The organism is Sporomusa aerivorans (assembly GCF_041428895.1).
GTDB classification, from domain to species: Bacteria; Bacillota; Negativicutes; order Sporomusales; family Sporomusaceae; genus Sporomusa; species Sporomusa aerivorans.
Genome location: NZ_CP156926.1, coordinates 5,629,955 through 5,648,508, shown reverse-complemented (window position 1 = coordinate 5,648,508; position 18,554 = coordinate 5,629,955). Strand labels below are relative to the sequence as shown.

Below are 18,554 nucleotides of genomic sequence, written 5' to 3'. Positions count from 1 at the left end.
TAATGAGACGTTTAGTTCCGCAAACATTACGCAATAAAATGATATTGTTTACTTTAATAATTGTAAGCATTCCGATCCTTCTGACCGGATATGTAACAAAACGGGAAACACAGGCAGCCTTACTGGCGGAAAAGCAGAATAAGTTATTCGGTGTTGCTGTACTGCTAGATAACTACCTGGGAGAGGAATACCAGAAAATACTGGCGGCACAGAATGCGCAGAATGCTGATCGCACGACCAAGATAAAAGTGCTCAATGAGGTTTTGAAAAACTATACTGACACGGTAACGGCCGCTTATCCCGGCGTTGGCGCCGGTTATTACAGTAAAGAACTTGACGCCATTATTACGTACGGTCCCAGTGCTGACTATGCCAGCAAAGTGGGTTTGTCTATCGGCTCGGATCACCCTGGCCGTAAAGTCATGAGCAGCGGCGAACGGTTGGTTGGATTTGCCCCCATGGTCAGGGGGGATATTATGAACGCCATGATTCCGGTGATACGTCATGGCGAAGTTATAGGCTATATCTGGGCTAACGAACTAACCGACGATATCCACGCGCAAATGGCGTCAATGGACCGTAATATCTATTTAGCTGTGAGTATTGGCATTATTATTAGTTTATTACTGTTTTTCTGGATGAACAGGGGCTTTATCCGGGATGTCGAGACCATAAAAAACGGCCTGGAGAAGATCCGGTTTGACCTGGATCACCGGATAGCTCCCCTTGAGGGAGAAATGGGGCAGATTGGCGACGCCATAAATCATATGACGTGTTCCTTGCTTAACGCTCAGAGCTTAACCCAAAATATCATGCATAGTATTGCCGATGGCGTTATTACAGTCGATATTAACGGCACTATAACCAGTGCCAATAAATCTGCCGAAGCCTTGACCGGTTACGCCAGTGCGGAAATTGTCGACAAGCCGTATAAAGAAATCTTTTGTGAAGGCAAGCATTTCAACAGTTTACTGTTAGATACACTGGCGACAGGCGCAAGCTATGTCGGCGTTGAAACCGATTATCCGGTCAAGAATAAAAATATTTATATCAGTATCAGCACCAGCCGCCTAAAAGACAGTACCAATAAGATTATCGGCGCGGTTGTCGTATTCAAAGACCTGACCGAGCAGCACCGCCTGCAGGCGCAAATGCAGAAGGCTGAACGATTAGCGTCTTTGGGCGAGCTAATGGCCGGTGTTGCCCATGAAATACGCAATCCGCTTACGGCTATCAAAGGGTTTGTCCAGTATTTGCAGGTGGCTGACACCGAAGAGGAACGCAAGGAATACATGCCGGTAATTATTAAAGAGGTCGACAGAGTAAACCGGGTTATTGAAACCCTCCTGTATTTTTCCCGCACCTGCAAGGCTGACTATAAACCAATGAGCATCAATGATTTGATTGAAGAGACGCTGGTGTTGGTGAAAAATACCGGCACCAAGCACCGCCTGGAATTTAGGCTGCAGCTTGATAAGACCATCCCCCGGATTGAAGGTGATGCCGAGCAGTTGAAGCAGGTGCTGCTTAATCTCTTAATCAATGCTGTTCAAGCCATCCCGCAGCAGGGAATTGTTGAGATTGCGACCTGGCAGGATGAGGCGGGCATTGTGCAGGTCAGGATAACAGATACCGGCCAGGGTATTGAAGAAGCAGAGCTAAGCAAAGTTTTTGACCCCTTTTTCACTACCAAAGCGGCCGGTACCGGTTTAGGCCTGGCGGTAGTCCAGCGGATTATGAACGCCCACTATGGAAAAATTGATATCCAAAGCGAGGTGGGCGAAGGAACTGCGGTAACCCTGGAAATTCCTGTTGTCCATCAGGGAGGCGAACCGAATGAATGACAATTATACTGTCATGGTTGTAGATGACGAAGACAGCGTGCGCAAATTGCTGTCGGCTGTTCTCAGGCGTGAAGGCTATCAGGTAATTACGGCGGAAAGCGGCGAAGAGGCTATAGCTAAGTTCAAAACCGAGCAGCCGGATGTAATTATTATGGATATACGCATGCCTAATGTTGACGGTATTACGGCTTTTAAGGAAATAAGGCGATTATGCCCCAATGCCTGTGTGATTCTGATGACTGCTTATGCCGCCGTGGAAACCGCAGTGGAAGCAATTAAGCTAGGGGCTTTTGATTACCTGATCAAGCCCTTTGATATCGAGGAAGTCAAATTATTGACCAACCGGGCCATAGAGCTGCAAAAAATGTCAGAGAAAATAGTGGTCTTGAATCAGCAGTTAGTGGAAAGCTACCGGGTAGATAAGATTATTACCAATAGCCCCAAAATGAAAGAGCTATGCCGGGATATCGCTAAAATCGCCCAAAGCAACGCCAGTGTGCTGATTACCGGCGAAAGCGGCACCGGCAAGGAACTGATCGCCAATACCATCCATTATAACAGCAAGCGCAGCAACGGCCCCTTTATAAAAATCAACTGCGGGGCTCTGCCGGAGACGCTCTTGGAAAGCGAACTGTTCGGGCATGAAAAAGGTGCGTTTACCGGTGCCGTTACACGCCGCTCGGGACGCTTTGAGCAAGCCGATCACGGTACCTTGCTTTTGGATGAGATCGGGGAAATTTCGCCGAACTTGCAGGTTAAACTTTTACGGGGGTTGCAGGAGCGGGAATTTGAGAGAGTGGGCGGGAATCAAACCATTAAAACAGATATCCGTGTACTGGCGGCTACCAACCGTAACCTGGCTGAAATGGTTAAACAGGGCACTTTCCGGCAGGATTTGTATTACCGGCTGAATGTAGTATGCCTGTCAGCGCCGCCACTGAGGGAACGCAGGGAAGATATTGAGTTGTTGGCAGGCTTTTTCCTGCAGAAGTTTGCGGCGGAAAATGAAAAAACCATCCTTAGTTTTGATCCGGAAGTGTTGCAGCTGATGGAGAATTACGCTTGGCCGGGTAATGTCCGTGAGCTGGCTAATGTCATAGAACGCGCTGTGATTATGAGTACCGGCAGCAGGATTTTTAGGGAAGATTTGCCGGGACAGCTCGTTCATGACAGCGGCAACGTCCGGACGGAAGCGCTGGTGCTTGAAAAACCGCAGGCAAGCACGCTAAAAGAAATGATTAAGAAGGTGGAGTGCATGCTTATCAAGGACGCACTCCAGCGCAACCAGGGCAATAAGCTTAAAACCGCTAAAATGTTAGGCATGAGCAGGCGCTCGATTCTATATAAAATTCAGGAGTATGAAATTGAGTGAGTGCGCAATAAAATGCCAAGTGCGCAAAATCCTGCGCATGTATTATAAAAATAAATCGTCGCCATTTATAAAATGTGACTCTATTAAAGTCTGTCAACTCTAGGATTTTTAAATATTCACACACCCTTGCGATTTTTTGTGAGGGTGTGTTTTTCTTTTGGCACGGATATTGCTTTAGTAATAGTCGGAACCAAAAGGCGGCTCAAAACGGACGCAGAATATCAGGAGGTTGAACATGACAAACAAACAAGTAAGTATTGAAGAGGTCGGCGAGTTTTTTAAAGACGGTATGACCATCATGATCGGCGGTTTTCTGGCGGTCGGCACACCAGACGCCCTGATCGAGGCAATCCTTAAAAAGCAGACTAAAGCTCTTACTGTGATTGCCAATGATACCGGTTTTCCGGACAAGGGAGTAGGCCGGCTTGTTGTTAACCGCCTAGCGAAAAAAGTAATTGCCTCTCACATTGGCACCAATCCGGAGACCGGCAAACAGATGATTGCCCAGGAACTTAGTGTGGAATTAGTGCCGCAAGGAACCTTAGCGGAAAGAATCCGTTGCGGCGGCGCCGGCCTAGGCGGTGTGCTTACCCCGACCGGTGTGGGTACTGTTGTAGAGGAAGGCAAAGAGAAGCTGACGGTTGACGGTACGGAGTATCTTCTGGAAAAACCGCTCAAAGCAGATATCGCGCTAATCAGAGCGAAAAAAGCTGACAAAGCCGGCAATCTTATCTATGACCAATCGGCGCGTAATTTCAATCCGCTCATAGCTTTCGCCGCCGATGTAGTCATTGCCGAAGTCGATGAGCTGGTTGAAGTAGGCGAAATTAAGCCTGATGAAATCATGACTCCCGGTGTAGTAGTGGACAAGCTTGTTTATTTAGGAGGTTGCTAACATGAACGCAAAAGAGATGATTGCAAGACGGGTTGCTTTAGAGATGGAAAACGGGAATGTAGTCAACTTAGGCATTGGTTTGCCCACTATGGTTGCCAACTATCTGCCTGAGGGCGTGAGCGTAACGCTGCAGTCGGAAAATGGTTTTGTCGGTTTGGGCGCCTTGCAGGGTGAGCCTGATCCCAACCTGGTCAATGCCGGCGGCCAGCCCTGCGGCATTATTCCCGGCGGCGCCATGTTTGACAGTGCTACGTCGTTTATGCTCATCCGCGGCGGTCATGTTGACGTAACCGTATTAGGCGGCCTGGAAGTGGACGAACAAGGCAATCTGGCCAACTGGATGGTTCCCGGTAAAATGGTTCCCGGCATGGGCGGGGCTATGGACTTAGTAACCGGCGCTAAAAAAGTAATCGTTGCCATGGAACACTCTGCCAAAGACGGCTCGGCCAAAATCCTGGAACAATGCCGTCTGCCCTTAACCGGCAAAGGCGTTGTCGACTTAATCGTCACCGAACTCGGTGTATTCCGCGTAACGGCAGCCGGTATCGTTCTGGAGGAAATTGCCCCCGGCATCGATTGCGAGTTTGTTAAAGCCCGCACGGAGGCTGACCTCATTCTTAGCCCTAATCTTATTACAATGCAAAATATTTCATAGAAGGAGATTGAAATCATGGTAGCAGCTATTTCACGTTTTTTTACCAATATAGTAAACAAATATTTGCCTGATCCATTAGTATTTGCTATTTTGCTTACCATTTTGACCTTTGTAATGGGCATCACCATGACGCCGCATTCAGCCATGGATATGGTGAACATGTGGGGCAAAGGATTCTGGAACTTGCTGGCTTTCGCCATGCAGATGGCGCTTGTTCTCGTTACCGGTCATGCCTTAGCCAGCTCAGGCCCGGTAAAAAAAGCCATGACCAGTCTGGCTTCAGTTGCCAAAACACCGGCGCAGGGTGTTATGCTGGTCGGTTTCGCTTCGGCCGTAGCGTGTGTAATCAACTGGGGCTTTGGCCTGGTTGTCGGCGCCATGTTTGCCCGCGAAGTGGCCCGCCGGATTCCCAAATGCGACTACCGCCTGTTAATTGCCACTGCCTATATGGGCTTTTTAAGCTGGCATGGCGGCTTGTCGGCTTCGGTGCCGTTAGTAGCGGCCACTGCCGGCAACCCTATGGAAAAAGTAGCCGGACTTATCCCTATTTCCCAAACGCTGTTTACTCCCTATAACATTTTTATTACCGTCGCCTTAGTCATTGCCGTACCGTTGATGGCCCGCATGATGCTGCCGAAAGAAGATGAAATTGTAGCTATCGACCCGGCGCTGTTAAAAGAAGAGGCCTCTGTCGCCAAAGTGCTGGGACCTGATGCAACCTGGGCGGAAAAACTGGAAGAAAGCCGTATTTTGGCCTGGATTGTCGGTTTACTCTGCTTTGTTTACCTTGGTGCGTATTTTGCCCAAAAAGGCTTTGACGTGAATGTAAATACCGTTAACCTGCTGTTTATGGCAGCCGGCATGCTGCTGCACAAAACGCCGATGGCTTATGCCCGGGCTATCAGCGCCGCCGCCAGAGGAACAGCCGGCATATTGATTCAGTTCCCGTTTTATGCCGGTATTCAGATCATGATGGAACATTCCGGCCTTGGCGGCATTATTACCAATTGGTTTGTTAATGTGGCCACCGCAGAAACTTTCCCGATCATGGCCTTTTTCAGCTCGGCGCTGATTAACTTTGCCGTTCCTTCCGGCGGCGGACACTGGGTTGTACAAGGACCTTTCGTTATCCCGGCCGCGCAGGCGCTGGGAGCCGATCTGGGTAAAGCCGCTATGGCTATCGCTTACGGGGAAGCCTGGATGAACATGGCCCAACCTTTCTGGGCGCTGCCGGCTCTGGCTATTGCCGGTCTGGGCGTACGTGACATTATGGGCTATTGTGTTACCGCATTATTATTCTCAGGCATCATCTTTATTGTTGGCCTGCATTTCCTATAATCGTTGATTTAACATTTCTCCATAAAATCTGTCTCTTTCCATAACTAATATAATTTGGAGGTTTAGCACATGAGAGAAGTAGTCATAGCCAGCGCTGTACGCACAGCCATCGGCAGCTTTAACGGTTCATTGTCAGCCTTGTCGGCAGTGGAATTGGGGGCGCATATTATCGGCGAAGCCGTAGAACGGGCCGGTATTGCGAAAGATGCCGTTGATGAAGTTATTTTTGGTAATGTCCTGCAGGCCGGCCTAGGTCAAAATCCCGCCCGTCAGGCTGCCATAAAAGCCGGCCTTAGCGTGGAAACGCCTGCTTATACCATCAATAAAGTCTGCGGTTCAGGCCTGAAAACCGTGAACCTGGCCGCCCAGGCTATTCTTGCCGGGGACGCCGACATCATTGTCGCCGGCGGTATGGAAAGCATGACTAATGCACCGTATGTATTAGATGCGAAGGCGCGCTGGGGTTACCGCATGGGTAACGCCAAGGTTACCGACGTTATGATCCAGGATGGCCTGTGGTGCGCGTTTAATGATTATCACATGGGCATTACCGCGGAAAATGTCGCCGAAAAATACGGCATTACCCGCCAGGAACAGGACCAACTGGCTGCAGATTCCCAGCGTAAAGCAACAAAGGCCATTGCCGACGGTGTATTTAAACAGGAAATAGCTCCTGTTGTCATTAAAACGAAAAAAGGCGATATCGTTGTTGATACCGACGAATACCCGCGTGCGGGCACTACCCTGGAAGCCCTGGGTAAATTAAAACCAGCCTTTAAAAAAGACGGTACCGTTACTGCCGGTAATGCCTCCGGCATCAATGACGGCGCTGCCGCCCTGGTAATTATGTCCGGTGACAAAGCCAAAGAGCTGGGCATCAAACCCCTGGCCAGAATTCGCGCCTACGCCTCCGGCGGCGTAGATCCCAGCATCATGGGTGTCGGGCCGGTGCCGGCCACCCGTAAAGCATTAAGTAAAGCCGGTTTAACGGTAACCGATCTTGATCTTATTGAAGCCAACGAAGCCTTTGCGGCTCAGTTCCTGGCCGTCGGCAAAGAACTGGCTTTTCCTCAGGACAGGGTAAACATTTATGGCGGCGCCATTGCAATGGGGCATCCGATCGGCGCCAGCGGCGCGCGCATCCTGGTCACCCTGCTGCATGCGCTGGAACGCAATAATAAAAAAGTAGGCTTGGCTACCCTTTGCATTGGCGGCGGCCAGGGTGTTGCCACCATTGTGGAAAGAATGTAATTTTAGACAACTGATTATCGTAGTTAGCACACAATAATTCCACCCAAAAAGGCCAGTAAAACTGGCCTTTTTGTTTGTACAAACACCTCTTGCGGCAGGGACAGTACGGCAAGAGGTGTTGCTTTTGTCTATGGTAGATATGGCTGAATAGAAGAAAATTGAGAACTTTATAAAAACTATTGACATATCGCAGGAAAAGCAGTACTATTTACTTGGACTAAAACGTTTTAGTAAATTGAACTTGAAATAAAATATGAAATGAAGGTGATAAAGATAAAACTTATGTAGAAAAAATTTCATTAATATTTTCTATGATTCTATAATAAATCTATTTTTAGCTAAAACGTTTTAGTAAATGGAAGTTCGTTGACATAGACTAAAAAACGTTTTAGCATATGTTTATAGCACTAAAACGTTTTAGATGAAGGAGATTTTTATGAATCATAGAGTCACAATGAAAGACTTGGCCAGGCAGCTCGGGTTATCTACAGGCACTATCCACCGGGCACTCAGCGGTAAAGCCGGTGTCGGCAAGGAGGTAAGGCAGAAAGTTATTGAAGCCGCCGAGCGGGAAGGCTATCAGCTAAATTCAATTGCCTCTGTTTTAAAGAGGAAACCGCTGCGTATTGTTGTGTCTTTTCCGGATTTATCGCAGGAAACGAGATATTATTACAGCGATATCTGGGAAGGATACCGTAACTACAGAAAAGAGCTAAATGATTACCAGATAGAATTTATAGAAGCTCCTTATGGCATACGGGAAAATCAGCAAGCCGATGTTTTGCGCAACACCTATCAAAACATAGTCCAAGGAAACGGGATAGACGGATTACTGACTGTTGGGCCGATGGATGAAGTAACTCGCAGGGTAGTGCAGGATTATTGCGCGGAAGAAATAGCTACCGTATTTGTGAATGAAGATAATGAGAAATGCAACAGGATTTGCTGTGTAAGGGCAAATTATAAAATAGCGGGACGGCTTATGGCCGAGCAGATAAGCAATCTGGTGCCGCCTGACGGAAGCGTTTTGTTAATAGCCGGCGACAGAAATATTTCCGCGCATAATTTACAGGTTGAGGGATTTTTTGAATATATAAAAGAGCATACAGTTCCGCTTGATGTTATCCGGATGCATAAATATGACCAGGTGGAAGAAGAGGAGACAGAACTCCATAACACAATCACGCAGTCGCAGGATATTGTCGCCATCTGTTGTGTAAACGCCCGGGAAAGCGCACTTGTGGCCAAGTTCATAAAAAAACACAACTTAGCTGGGAAATACCGGATTATCGGCAGTGACGTGTTTGATGAAAGCGCCAATGCGCTGGCAGCTGGAATTTTTACGAATTTGATCTACAAGAGCGCCTATCAAATAGGCTATTTTGGGACAAAAATCCTTACCGATTATCTAATTAAAGATCAGCAGCCTGATAGTACGGAATGCCTGTTGGATTGTGACATGGTTTTTCGAAGCAATTTATATTTGTATAATGACAATTTATATCGCAACACCATACACAAATTTGATCGGTAAAGAAGAGCGTATTCAATTTAGCCGGCGACTAACCTTCAGATGGGGTTAACACCCACCTGAACTAAGACTACTTTATAGATAATGGAGGCTAATCATGTCTACCTGGAAATCGGAGAAAGAAAAGTTTCAATTAATGAAAGAGAAACTGTATACACCCGTTGTTGGGGACATTTTAGACGAATTAGGTTATTATCATCAATTTTTGCCAGCGGATATCAGACCGTTAAAGCCGGAAATGAAGCTGGCAGGCAAAGCTATGACGGTTCTAATGATTGACGTATTTGGCCCGCAGAAAAAACCGTTTGGCTTATTAACGGAAGCCTTGGATCAGTTGCAGGCCGATGAAATATATATTGCGGCCGGCGGAACCAAGCGCTGCGCGTACTGGGGTGAACTGCTGACAGCTACCGCCCGGGTAAGGGGAGCTGCCGGCGCCGTTTTAAATGGCTGGCATCGGGATACGCCCCAGGTCCTGGAACAGAATTGGCCGGTATTCAGCTGCGGCTGCTATGCCCAGGACTCTTCGGTACGTACCCAGGTTGTAGACTTTAGATGCCCTATTGAAATCGGCCAGGTTACAATCCAGGACGGCGATTTGGTGTTTGGCGATGTGGACGGAGTGTTAATCATTCCCAAAGACATTGCCGATGAGGTATTGGAGAAAGCATTAATAAAAGCGGCCGGCGAGAAAAAAGTGCGGAAGGCCATCGAAGAAGGCATGACGGCGACAAAGGCTTTTGAGGTTTTTGGGATTCTGTGATAGCGGGAGGACGGCAACTTTGGGGACATATGCATTTAAAATCGAGAGACAGGATAACGTGGCAACTGCTTTAGAGCTATTACCCCAAGGCGTAGTACAAATCCGGGGAGCACAGGATACCACACTCGCAGTTACCCTGGAAATTCCGGTAGGCCACAAAGTGGCGTTACGCGACATATTGCCAGGCGAAGATATTGTAAAGTATGGCGTTCCCATCGGACGGGCCACCAAAAAAATCCCTGCGGGGAGCTGGGTGCACCTGCATTGCATGCAAAGTATCTACGACCAGCGCTCTTCCCACCTGGATGTAGTAACAGGGGCGCCTAATGATATCAAATATGAATAGGAGTCTAGGCATGAGTTTACCGGACATAACCTGGAATGCCTTTCTTAGGAAAAATGGCAGCAAAGGAATTCGCAATAAGATTCTGGTTATCTATACGGTCGAGTGCGCCAGTTTTGTAGCTGCTGAAATTGTAAAAAAAATAAACGATGCCGACGTGGAGCTAATCGGCTTCAGCGGCTGTACCGATAATGCCTATGCGGTGCACCTGCTGATTTCGCTGATCCGGCATCCTAACGTGGGCGGCGTCCTGGTTGTCGGCTTAGGCTGTGAATATGTTCAGCCAAAATGGCTGGCCGATATTGCCGGCCAGGAAGGTAAGGCGGCGAAGTGGTTTTACATTCAGGAAACAGGCGGCACCGGCAAGAGCATTCGTCAGGGGATTGCTTTAGTCAATCAAATGAAACAACAGGCTGCCGCTGCTTTAGTCGTGCCCATGGGGTTTAACGATCTGGTGATTGGCGCCGAGTGCGGTGGCAGTGATTATACCAGCGGGTTGGCCGGCAATGTCGTTGTGGGACACTTGTATGATAAATTGGTAGACTGTGGCGGTACGGCTATTTTTGAGGAAATTGTCGAAGCGGTCGGACTGATTGATCTGCTGGCAGGCCGGGCGGCAACGGAACAGGCCAGGAAAGAGATCTGTTATACCTATGAAAAAGCGCTTAATTATTGCAAGTCAGTACGACAGTACTCTGTCAGCCCGGGAAACTTCGCCGGCGGGCTTTCAACGATTGAAGAAAAAAGTATGGGTGCTGTGATTAAAAGTGGCAGCAGGCCTATTCAGGGCGTGCTGAAAGTGGGAAATCGTCCGCCCAATCCGGGGCTATGGCTTTTAGATTCTACGCCTGATCCTTACTGGATGCAGTTTGGCATAACAAATCCTAATGACAATGAGGGATTAATGGCCTTGATCTCTTGCGGGGCGCATCTTACTTTCCTGGTAACGGGACGGGGGAATGTCGTCGGTTCCGCTGTGGCGCCTGTCATCAAGATAACCGGCAACAGCGCTACCTATGCGCGGCTGGAAGAAGATATGGATTTTGATGCCGGCAGAGTTTTGAACGGTACCTGCACGCAGGCGGAACTGACGCTGGAGCTGGCCAGCCTCGTAGCCGATGTGGCGGCCGGCACACTCAGCAAAAGCGAAAAATGGGGTCACAAAGAATACTTTATCCCCTATAAGTATCAGGAAAAGAATGTTGCCTTCACAAATTGCGATTGCCACAAGTAGGCAGTGTTTCCAGGCTGGCATTACACTTTTAACTTGTCAAAATACGAAAAAGGATAGGTACTATGTTACAGAATGCATTTTCTTTAGAAGGACGCACAGCCGTAATTACCGGCGGGCTTACCGGCTTGGGCCTGGCGATGACCGAGTGTATGATTGCCGCAGGGGCCAGGGTGGTGGCCGTCAGCAGCAGTCCGCGGGAAAAAGTTACAGAGAAACTGGCGGAATTCGGCGACAAACTGGCGTATTATCAGTTTGATGTTACCGCTACGGAGCAGGCGCAGGGGCTTGCTGGCCAGATTATCAAAGAGCAGGGTCCTGTGCAGATCCTGTGCAATAATGCCGGCAATCACTGCAAAAAGCCGATAGAAGACATGACTGTTGAGGATTTTACCAATGTGCTTAATGTACATTTAGTAGGCGCGTTTGCCTTGACCAAGGCGTTTGTGCCTCATCTGAAACAACAGCACAAGGGGAGCATACTCTTTATTGCGAGTATGACAAGCTTTATCGGCCAGCCCTATGTAACAGGCTATTCTACCGCAAAATCCGGTTATTTAGGCATGGTACATACGCTGGCTACCGAACTGGGCGATGACGGGATTCGCGTCAATGCGATAGCGCCAGGCTGGATTGATACCTTTATGTTCCGTCAGGCAACCGATACCGACCCGCAAAGAAAGGCTAAGATACTGGGCCGGATACCTATGAACAAAGTAGGCAATCCCCGGGATATTGGCTGGGCTGCCGTTTATTTGTGCAGCGATGCCGCCGAATATGTTTCCGGTGTATGCCTGCCGGTAGACGGCGGGGCGCTTATTGGTTTTTAATTTAAATCTACAAGTAAGGCAAATAAACCTACTTTGAGGTGATTGTAACAATGTTTGATGAAGAAATGCTTTTAACAAATGCAACCGGCAGGAAACTATATCATAAATATGCCGAAAACATGCCGATTATTGACTATCATTGCCACTTGCAGCCCAAAGAAATTTACGAAAACAAAGAGTTCGAAGACTTAGGGGAAATGTGGCTGTCAGGCGACCATTACAAATGGCGGGCTATGCGTACTTTCGGGATTGAGGAAAAATATATTACGGGCGACAGCAGTTATTACGAAAAGTACTTGAAACTCGCTGAGATTCTGCCGTATTTAATCGGCAATCCCGTTTATATCTGGTGTGCCCTGGAACTAAAACGTTTTTTCGGTATTAATGAACCGCTGGGGCCGGATAATGCGGAAGCAATCTACCGCCGAACGAAAAAGATGATTCAGGAAAAACACATGACGCCGCAATGGTGCATGGGCGTCGCCAATGTTGAGCTTGTCAGTACAACCGAAGATCCTGTGGATACCTTGGAATATCATATGAAAATGAAACAGGACCCTGCCGTTAAAGTTAAAGTCATCTCTGCTTTTCGTCCGGATAAGGCATTTTATTGCGAGAAGCCAGTATTTCCCGCCTATATTTCCACGCTGGCCAAAGCGGCCGAAATCCATATTGATTCTTTTGCCAGGCTGATGTCGGCCCTGGAAAATCGCCTGATTTATTTTAAGCAGCTGGGAACCATGATCAGCGACTGTGGCATTGAGGATATTTGTTTCCATACTTATCAACAAGTTGAAATTGAAGAGATTTTCCGCAAAGCTGCAGCGGGTATTCCGTTGACTGAGAAGGAAAAAAATCAGTATAAATCTGCTTTTGTCATTGAAATGGGCAAGTTGTACCACAAACATAATTTCGTTATGCAATTGCATATCGGCACTTACCAGGGAGCCAATAAAAGCAGGGAAACCAGTATTGGGGTGGCCTGCGGCTTTGATTGTACGGATGATTCCACATCCATCCAATCGGTTGGTGAAATTTTAAACCGGTTAACTACCTTGGAACAGCTGCCGAAAACAATCTTGTATCCCTTAGATGCCGGAAAAATTGAAAACTTCGCCATTTTAGCCGCCGGTTTTTGCGAAGGCGGTACAAGGGCCAAAGTACAATTAGGGGCGCCCTGGTGGTTTAACGACCAAGTATACGGGATGCAACGCCAGTTCGAAGCCGTAGCCAGTTTATATCCGGTAAGTCTTGCGGTAGGTATGCTGACAGACAGCCGCAGCTTTTTGAGTTATCCGCGGCATGAACTATACAGGCGAGTATTGTGCAACTATTTCGGCGTTTTGATAGAACGCGGCGAGTATTTTTCGGATGAGAAATACTTAAAGAAGATTATTGAAGATATTTGCTATTATAACGCCAAAGAGTTTTTCGGCCTATAATTCATATTTAACAAAATCAGAAGCAGCCATAAGTAAGCTAGCCTGAAATCCTGCCCAAAAAGACTGAAATTTCTTACTAATGCTCATTTATTACAAAACAGAGAAAGATTGTAATGTAACAATTATGTGGACAGGGAGAGATTAAATCATGATAGAATGTCAAGTTCAAAAAGAGCCGGCTAACGACAAAACTATTCGCAAAGTGGTTTTCGCCGGGATTGCCGGCAGTGTTATTGAATGGTATGATTATGCCTTATATGGCGCAGCTGCCAGTTTGGTTATCAACAAGCTGTTTTTCCCTGCGCTGGAAGGAACAATCGGTATGCTGGCCGCATTTGCCACCTTTGCTGTGGGTTATTTTGCCCGGCCGCTGGGAGGCGTGGTGATTTCACATATTGGCGATCGCTTTGGGCGCAAGCCGGCGTTGATTTTTGCTTTGACCTTGATGGGAGCAAGCACGGTTTTGCTGGGACTTCTGCCGACTTACTACACTGCGGGTGTTTGGGCAACCGTTTTCTTAGTTATTCTTAGATTGCTGCAAGGCTTTGGCGCCGGGGCGGAACTGGCCGGAGCGCTGACTTTTGTCGCCGAGTATGTGCCGGTTAACCGCAGGGCTTTTTTTACATCTCTTATTAATGCCAGTACGGTTGTGGGGATACTCTGCGCGACCTTCGCTTTTCTGATGGTTTCCAAGCTGCCGGAAGAAGCTTTTCTCGGGTGGGGCTGGCGCGTACCGTTTCTGTTTTCAGCAGCCCTGTTCGTTGTAGCCTTCTTTATCCGCAAACAGCTTGATGAAACTCCTGAATATGTGGAAAGCATGGCCAAAGCGGCAGCCCAGAAAAAAGCCAATAGTGTTCCAATCAGAGAGTTATTGCAGCACAGTCCCAAGGAAGTATTCTTCGCTTTTCTCAGTGTAGCCGGCCATCAGGCGGTATCTTACATTCTCAGTGTATATAGCATCAGTTATATGATAAATAACGGTGGCATGACCAGGACGGATAGCCTTACGGCCTTGGTATTCGCATCCATTGCCGGCATTATCGGAACGCCGCTCATGGGCCTTTTGGCTGACAGAGTAGGCGCCTGGAAAGTTTTCTCCTTCGGTTGCATCTTTATCGCCTGTTTTGCTTACCCGCTCTTCTGGATGCTGGGCACGCATAACCTGGCCATTGCCACGTTAGCCATGTGCATTTGTTACGGGGTTGGCTACGGCGCTACCTCCGGCTCGCAGGGCGCGTTTCTGGTGAATCTCTTTCCCACCCGTTACCGTTTCTCCGGGGTTGCCTTATCCAGGGAGCTTAACGGAATGATTGTTGCCGGACCGACACCGTTTATCGCGGCCGCGCTGGTCAGCATGGCGAACGGAAAACCGACCTACGTAGCTGCTTATCTTATGGGTTGTTGTATTTTAAGCCTGATAGCCATTCTGGTTATCAAGCAAAGATCTAAGCACGAATAAGTTTTGCTAAAGGGAGAAGTGTGGAGAGTCATTTACTTCCCGCTCCTCCCTCCCCGGACTCTGTTTCCATTCCTTTTGCGGCAAATATTGCCTTGATTTTAACCTGATAAGCCCACAGAGGAGGAGAAGCTCGGAAACCGGAGAGAGGGGCCGTAGTAACCTATATAGTATAGCAGGAATTGACAAGTTACAAAGAGAAAGTACCCATAACTTACAAAATAGTAGGTTATAGGTACTTTGGTGTTCATTGGCTTGAGCGTGTTACGCATATTACCAAAAAGACATGGAATATTATGCTACAACTGGGTCACGTTCCGGGAACCCAGTTATTTTTTTGCTGCAACTCATTACAAGTGGCAGCTGGTATTAATTCATCAATTACACCCCGTCAAAGGCGTCCAGAGCGATCGGCAATGCCTGAATAACTGCATTGCCTGCAGCCGGCAGACCAATCAGGATAGCGCCGATTATTTCATCCCTGGTGGCTCCAAGCGTTTTGGCATGCTGGACGTGAAAAGGTAAGCCAGTATCCATTCTTAATGCCGCCAGCACGGCTATGTAAGTTAGTTCCTTGGTCTTAGGGTCTAGTTTATTAGCCGTATCAAGCCCGTGGACAGCTTCCAGCCAAACTTTTTGATGTTCCGGAGCTTCTTTAATAAACGTTTGAAATGCATTGCTTATTAGTGACTTTTCGTTCATCAGTGGGCCTCCTGTTTATAAGTTTCAAGAAAACTTTCACTACAGTTCAGAGAAAATTTGCTATCTAATCATTTTTCGAAGGTAAGGGCAAGAAAATCGCGCAGCGAAAAAGGTTTACCGGAAAAGTTTTTCGAGCAACTTCTCCGTTACTTTTTCCTTTATCTCTGCGCCTGTTGTCGGCAAATTGCGTTCGCGCAGCTTCTCCGTCATAGCTTGGTTCAACTGTTCTGGGTAAAAAGTCCCCCAATCAGTCACAATCGCCAGGTTGCTGACTTCGGCTTCCGCCGAGCCCCGTTTTACGAAGTTGCCGGTCAGGGTTCGAAAGGATACTCCATATGCACTGCCGTTATAGATTGTGAAGCTGCCCTGCAACGTTGCGGCCGCAGCAGAACCGGTTGCTGTGCCTGCAAGCGACAAGGGACCCTTGACATCTTTTTCCGTTAGTTGCGAGGTATCAAGACCACTGCCGGAGATAGCCAAAGTATATTGCTGGGTATCCGGATAAATTTCGCCATTGGCGGCAACTGAGCCGCCCAGAGTGACGCCTTTGGCATTCAGCAATTTTAGCGTCTGCTTTGTGTAGGAGAAAGTACCATCAATGCCGCTAATTATCATATTTCCGAACTGAAGACTGCCTAGGGTAAAGTTGCCGGACAACACCGGTGAAAATACGGACCCGGTTACTTTGCCTTGGGCTGTCAGAGTCCCGCCGGCCTGTAAACTCGACAGCAGCACCGCCGGGTCGCCAGCCGGCATCTGAATATCGAAATCCAGTGTTTTTTCACCGGATGGGGAGGTTAACACCTGGCCGGCAGCCGTAACATTCTGGCCCTGATACAAGGCTTGCCCGTTAATAAACTGGATAGCATTGTCCTGCTTGGTGAATTGGGCGCTGCCTTGCGTTAATTCCAGAGCCCCTGCGGTTTTAACGCCGGAAAAGCGTCCTGAGAATGTTTTTAGCAGTATTGCATCTGACGCAGTATCTTTGCCAATTTTAACAGTTAGCTCATCAAGAATACCGCCGGTTAGCTGAATGGGGTCGTCCGCCGCCGTCAGCCCAAATTTGGCCAGATCCATTTGCTCCGCCGACAATGTAATTTCGGCAATGCCTAAAGTGCCCCACTGACCTTCCAGCCTAAAGGGAGCCTGATCCACTTTTCCTGTAGCGGAAAGATAAATTTGGTTTTCCTGAAAATCGATTCCACCAGTCAACTGGTCTACCGTTTTTTCAAAGAAATCCGTTTTTAAATGCAGTTTGCCGTCCTGAATTTTCACTAGTCCGGAAAAATTGGCTTGTTCATCGGTCTTTGTTTTTAGCAAGTCATTCCAATCCGAACGATTTTGCTGATAGGCAATCCAAAATTCAGGTTTATCTACAGTAACAGCTTTTATCATTTGCGGCCCTAACTGTCCTTTTAGCAAATCACTCCAGTTATAGCTAATATGTATCCTATTTATTTTGGCAAGCGGTTTGCCGGCCGTATCAAGCACCTGGACTTCTTTTACTTCCACATAACCCAGGACCGACAAATTAATCCCGCCTACTAAGATCTGGCCGTTGACGGCTTCATTGGCACGTAACAGTAGGGATTGCTCAGCCGCGCTTTTTACCTTGTCTGCGGCAACCTGATAAAATATTGTACCTATTAAAAAAGCCGCCGCAAGAACAAGCAAGCCAATTTTTTGCTTGCTCCATTTTACCTTGGGTTCTATGGTCGTTATTTGTTGTTCGCTCACATTCACGCCTCCAGCCTTCGCATAGTGGATACATGATTACCGCATGTTTGCAGATGACTCATATAACTATTATAAAGTGTCAGCCGGGACTGGACAAGCTGGTATGTTCTAGTCAATATGTGTACAGGATTTACCAGCTAAGAGCAGCAGTAGAAGAATACAAAAACAATAGGTAAGTAATAAGAGTGAAATAACACTGCGCCATTGGCGAAGTACCTACTTATAGAGCTACGTTTGCTAAGTGAAAATACCCTTTCGCCAATTGTAACCATGCTCGTGCCGCAAACGACATATACCGGCTTTTATTCCAGATAATAGCCAAATTCCAAGGAATTACCGGATCAAACAATGTGACACTTTTAAACCTCTTAGGATCAAGATCATTGCATATAGTTTCAGGTAGTAAGGCAATGCCGAGTTTTGCACCAACCATTTCCACAATAAAATCCCACTGCGAGCTTTGGCATGCTATCTCCAGGCTGAAGCCCTTTTTTTGACATTGCATCAGTATATGATTGTATAACGAGAAATCATCTTTATATAATACGAAAGGTTCATCTTTGAGCTCAAACAAACTCAGCCTGGTATGTGCAGCCAACGGATGATCGGGATGCATGACAACCCGCAAAGCTTCATTCACAAAAGAGAAAGTATCAAAGCTCTCCACGGTTGCAGGCAGAGCAATTACTCCCAAATCCAGAACTCCTTCCTGTACTCCGCTTTCAATCTGCTTAGAGCCAACTTCGATCAGTTTGATTTGAATCAAGGGATATTGCTGGCGAAAACGGCCGATAACATGCGGAAAAAAACGTGATCCAACCATGGGAGGAAGGCCGATTGACAGTTCACCTTTTTTTAAATTGAGCACGTCGTTAAGCTCAGTGGTGAGATTCCGAAACTCGGATACTACATATTGAGCCCGCTGAAAAACAGCCTTACCTGCATCTGTTAGTTCCACTTCTTTGCCTGCACGTTCAAGCAAAGTCGCGTTCAACTCATTTTCTAATGTTTTGACGACCTTGCTGATGGTCGGCTGACTGACATGTAATATTTGCGATGCTTTAGTAAAGCTTTTTTGTTGGGCAACTTCCAAAAAATAACTTAAATGCAGAATATCCACACATTACCTCCAGATTCCTTATAGCTCAGGTGCATGCTTTACAT

At 47.4% G+C, this 18,554-nt stretch carries 16 protein-coding genes; 13 read left to right on the top strand and 3 right to left on the bottom strand.

The window, feature by feature from the left end; genetic code table 11:
- Positions 1 to 2 precede the first annotated feature (2 nt).
- The 13 genes from atoS (at position 3) to SATMO3_RS26820 (ending at position 14,954) form a co-directional block, all read left to right on the top strand.
- Positions 3 to 1,844 carry a two-component system sensor histidine kinase AtoS gene (gene atoS / locus SATMO3_RS26880; RefSeq protein ID WP_371373552.1) on the top strand — a complete coding sequence of 614 codons (1,842 nt, stop codon included), beginning with the start codon at positions 3 to 5 and terminating at the stop codon, positions 1,842 to 1,844.
- Positions 1,837 to 3,216 (top strand): sigma 54-interacting transcriptional regulator, encoded by a 1,380-nt coding sequence (locus SATMO3_RS26875; RefSeq protein ID WP_371373549.1) that lies wholly within the window; start codon positions 1,837 to 1,839, stop codon positions 3,214 to 3,216. Before atoS ends, SATMO3_RS26875 begins: the two co-directional genes overlap by 8 nt.
- 235 nt (positions 3,217 to 3,451) lie before the next feature.
- On the top strand, positions 3,452 to 4,111 hold the full coding sequence (atoD, locus tag SATMO3_RS26870; protein ID WP_371373546.1) for an acetate CoA-transferase subunit alpha: 660 nt from the start codon (positions 3,452 to 3,454) through the stop codon (positions 4,109 to 4,111).
- Position 4,112: 1 nt separating this feature from the next.
- The gene (locus tag SATMO3_RS26865) at positions 4,113 to 4,766 is read left to right on the top strand and encodes a 3-oxoacid CoA-transferase subunit B (protein WP_371373543.1); all 654 of its coding nucleotides are present in this window, start codon (positions 4,113 to 4,115) and stop codon (positions 4,764 to 4,766) included.
- A gap of 15 nt (positions 4,767 to 4,781) precedes the next feature.
- Positions 4,782 to 6,104 carry a TIGR00366 family protein gene (locus SATMO3_RS26860; protein ID WP_371373540.1) on the top strand — a complete coding sequence of 441 codons (1,323 nt, stop codon included), beginning with the start codon at positions 4,782 to 4,784 and terminating at the stop codon, positions 6,102 to 6,104.
- 69 nt (positions 6,105 to 6,173) lie between these two features.
- Positions 6,174 to 7,355 carry an acetyl-CoA C-acetyltransferase gene (locus SATMO3_RS26855; RefSeq protein ID WP_371373537.1) on the top strand — a complete coding sequence of 394 codons (1,182 nt, stop codon included), beginning with the start codon at positions 6,174 to 6,176 and terminating at the stop codon, positions 7,353 to 7,355.
- Between the two features lie 436 nt (positions 7,356 to 7,791).
- A complete protein-coding gene (locus SATMO3_RS26850) occupies positions 7,792 to 8,889 on the top strand; it encodes a substrate-binding domain-containing protein (RefSeq protein WP_371373534.1) in 1,098 nt (365 codons plus the stop codon).
- 94 nt (positions 8,890 to 8,983) lie between these two features.
- Positions 8,984 to 9,649 (top strand): RraA family protein, encoded by a 666-nt coding sequence (locus SATMO3_RS26845; RefSeq protein WP_371373531.1) that lies wholly within the window; start codon positions 8,984 to 8,986, stop codon positions 9,647 to 9,649.
- 19 nt (positions 9,650 to 9,668) lie between these two features.
- On the top strand, positions 9,669 to 9,995 hold the full coding sequence (locus tag SATMO3_RS26840; RefSeq protein ID WP_371373528.1) for a UxaA family hydrolase: 327 nt from the start codon (positions 9,669 to 9,671) through the stop codon (positions 9,993 to 9,995).
- A 10-nt stretch (positions 9,996 to 10,005) separates the two neighbouring features.
- Entirely contained in the window at positions 10,006 to 11,226 is a 1,221-nt protein-coding gene (locus SATMO3_RS26835) for a UxaA family hydrolase (protein WP_371373526.1), read from the top strand.
- 62 nt (positions 11,227 to 11,288) lie between these two features.
- Positions 11,289 to 12,053 carry an SDR family NAD(P)-dependent oxidoreductase gene (locus SATMO3_RS26830; RefSeq protein ID WP_371373524.1) on the top strand — a complete coding sequence of 255 codons (765 nt, stop codon included), beginning with the start codon at positions 11,289 to 11,291 and terminating at the stop codon, positions 12,051 to 12,053.
- Between the two features lie 50 nt (positions 12,054 to 12,103).
- Positions 12,104 to 13,495 carry a glucuronate isomerase gene (gene uxaC / locus SATMO3_RS26825; RefSeq protein WP_371373521.1) on the top strand — a complete coding sequence of 464 codons (1,392 nt, stop codon included), beginning with the start codon at positions 12,104 to 12,106 and terminating at the stop codon, positions 13,493 to 13,495.
- Positions 13,496 to 13,643: 148 nt separating this feature from the next.
- The gene (locus SATMO3_RS26820; RefSeq protein ID WP_371373518.1) at positions 13,644 to 14,954 is read left to right on the top strand and encodes an MFS transporter; all 1,311 of its coding nucleotides are present in this window, start codon (positions 13,644 to 13,646) and stop codon (positions 14,952 to 14,954) included.
- Between the two features lie 378 nt (positions 14,955 to 15,332).
- Here SATMO3_RS26820 and SATMO3_RS26815 read toward each other — a convergent pair whose 3' ends face one another.
- From SATMO3_RS26815 to SATMO3_RS26805, 3 genes are all read right to left on the bottom strand, one after another.
- Positions 15,333 to 15,653 (bottom strand): carboxymuconolactone decarboxylase family protein, encoded by a 321-nt coding sequence (locus tag SATMO3_RS26815; RefSeq protein WP_371373515.1) that lies wholly within the window; start codon positions 15,651 to 15,653, stop codon positions 15,333 to 15,335.
- Positions 15,654 to 15,767: 114 nt separating this feature from the next.
- Positions 15,768 to 17,390, bottom strand: coding sequence for a hypothetical protein (locus SATMO3_RS26810; RefSeq protein WP_371373512.1), 1,623 nt, complete (start codon positions 17,388 to 17,390; stop codon positions 15,768 to 15,770).
- Positions 17,391 to 17,610: 220 nt separating this feature from the next.
- Positions 17,611 to 18,510 (bottom strand): LysR family transcriptional regulator, encoded by a 900-nt coding sequence (locus SATMO3_RS26805; protein WP_371373509.1) that lies wholly within the window; start codon positions 18,508 to 18,510, stop codon positions 17,611 to 17,613.
- Between the last annotated feature and the right edge of the window lie 44 nt (positions 18,511 to 18,554).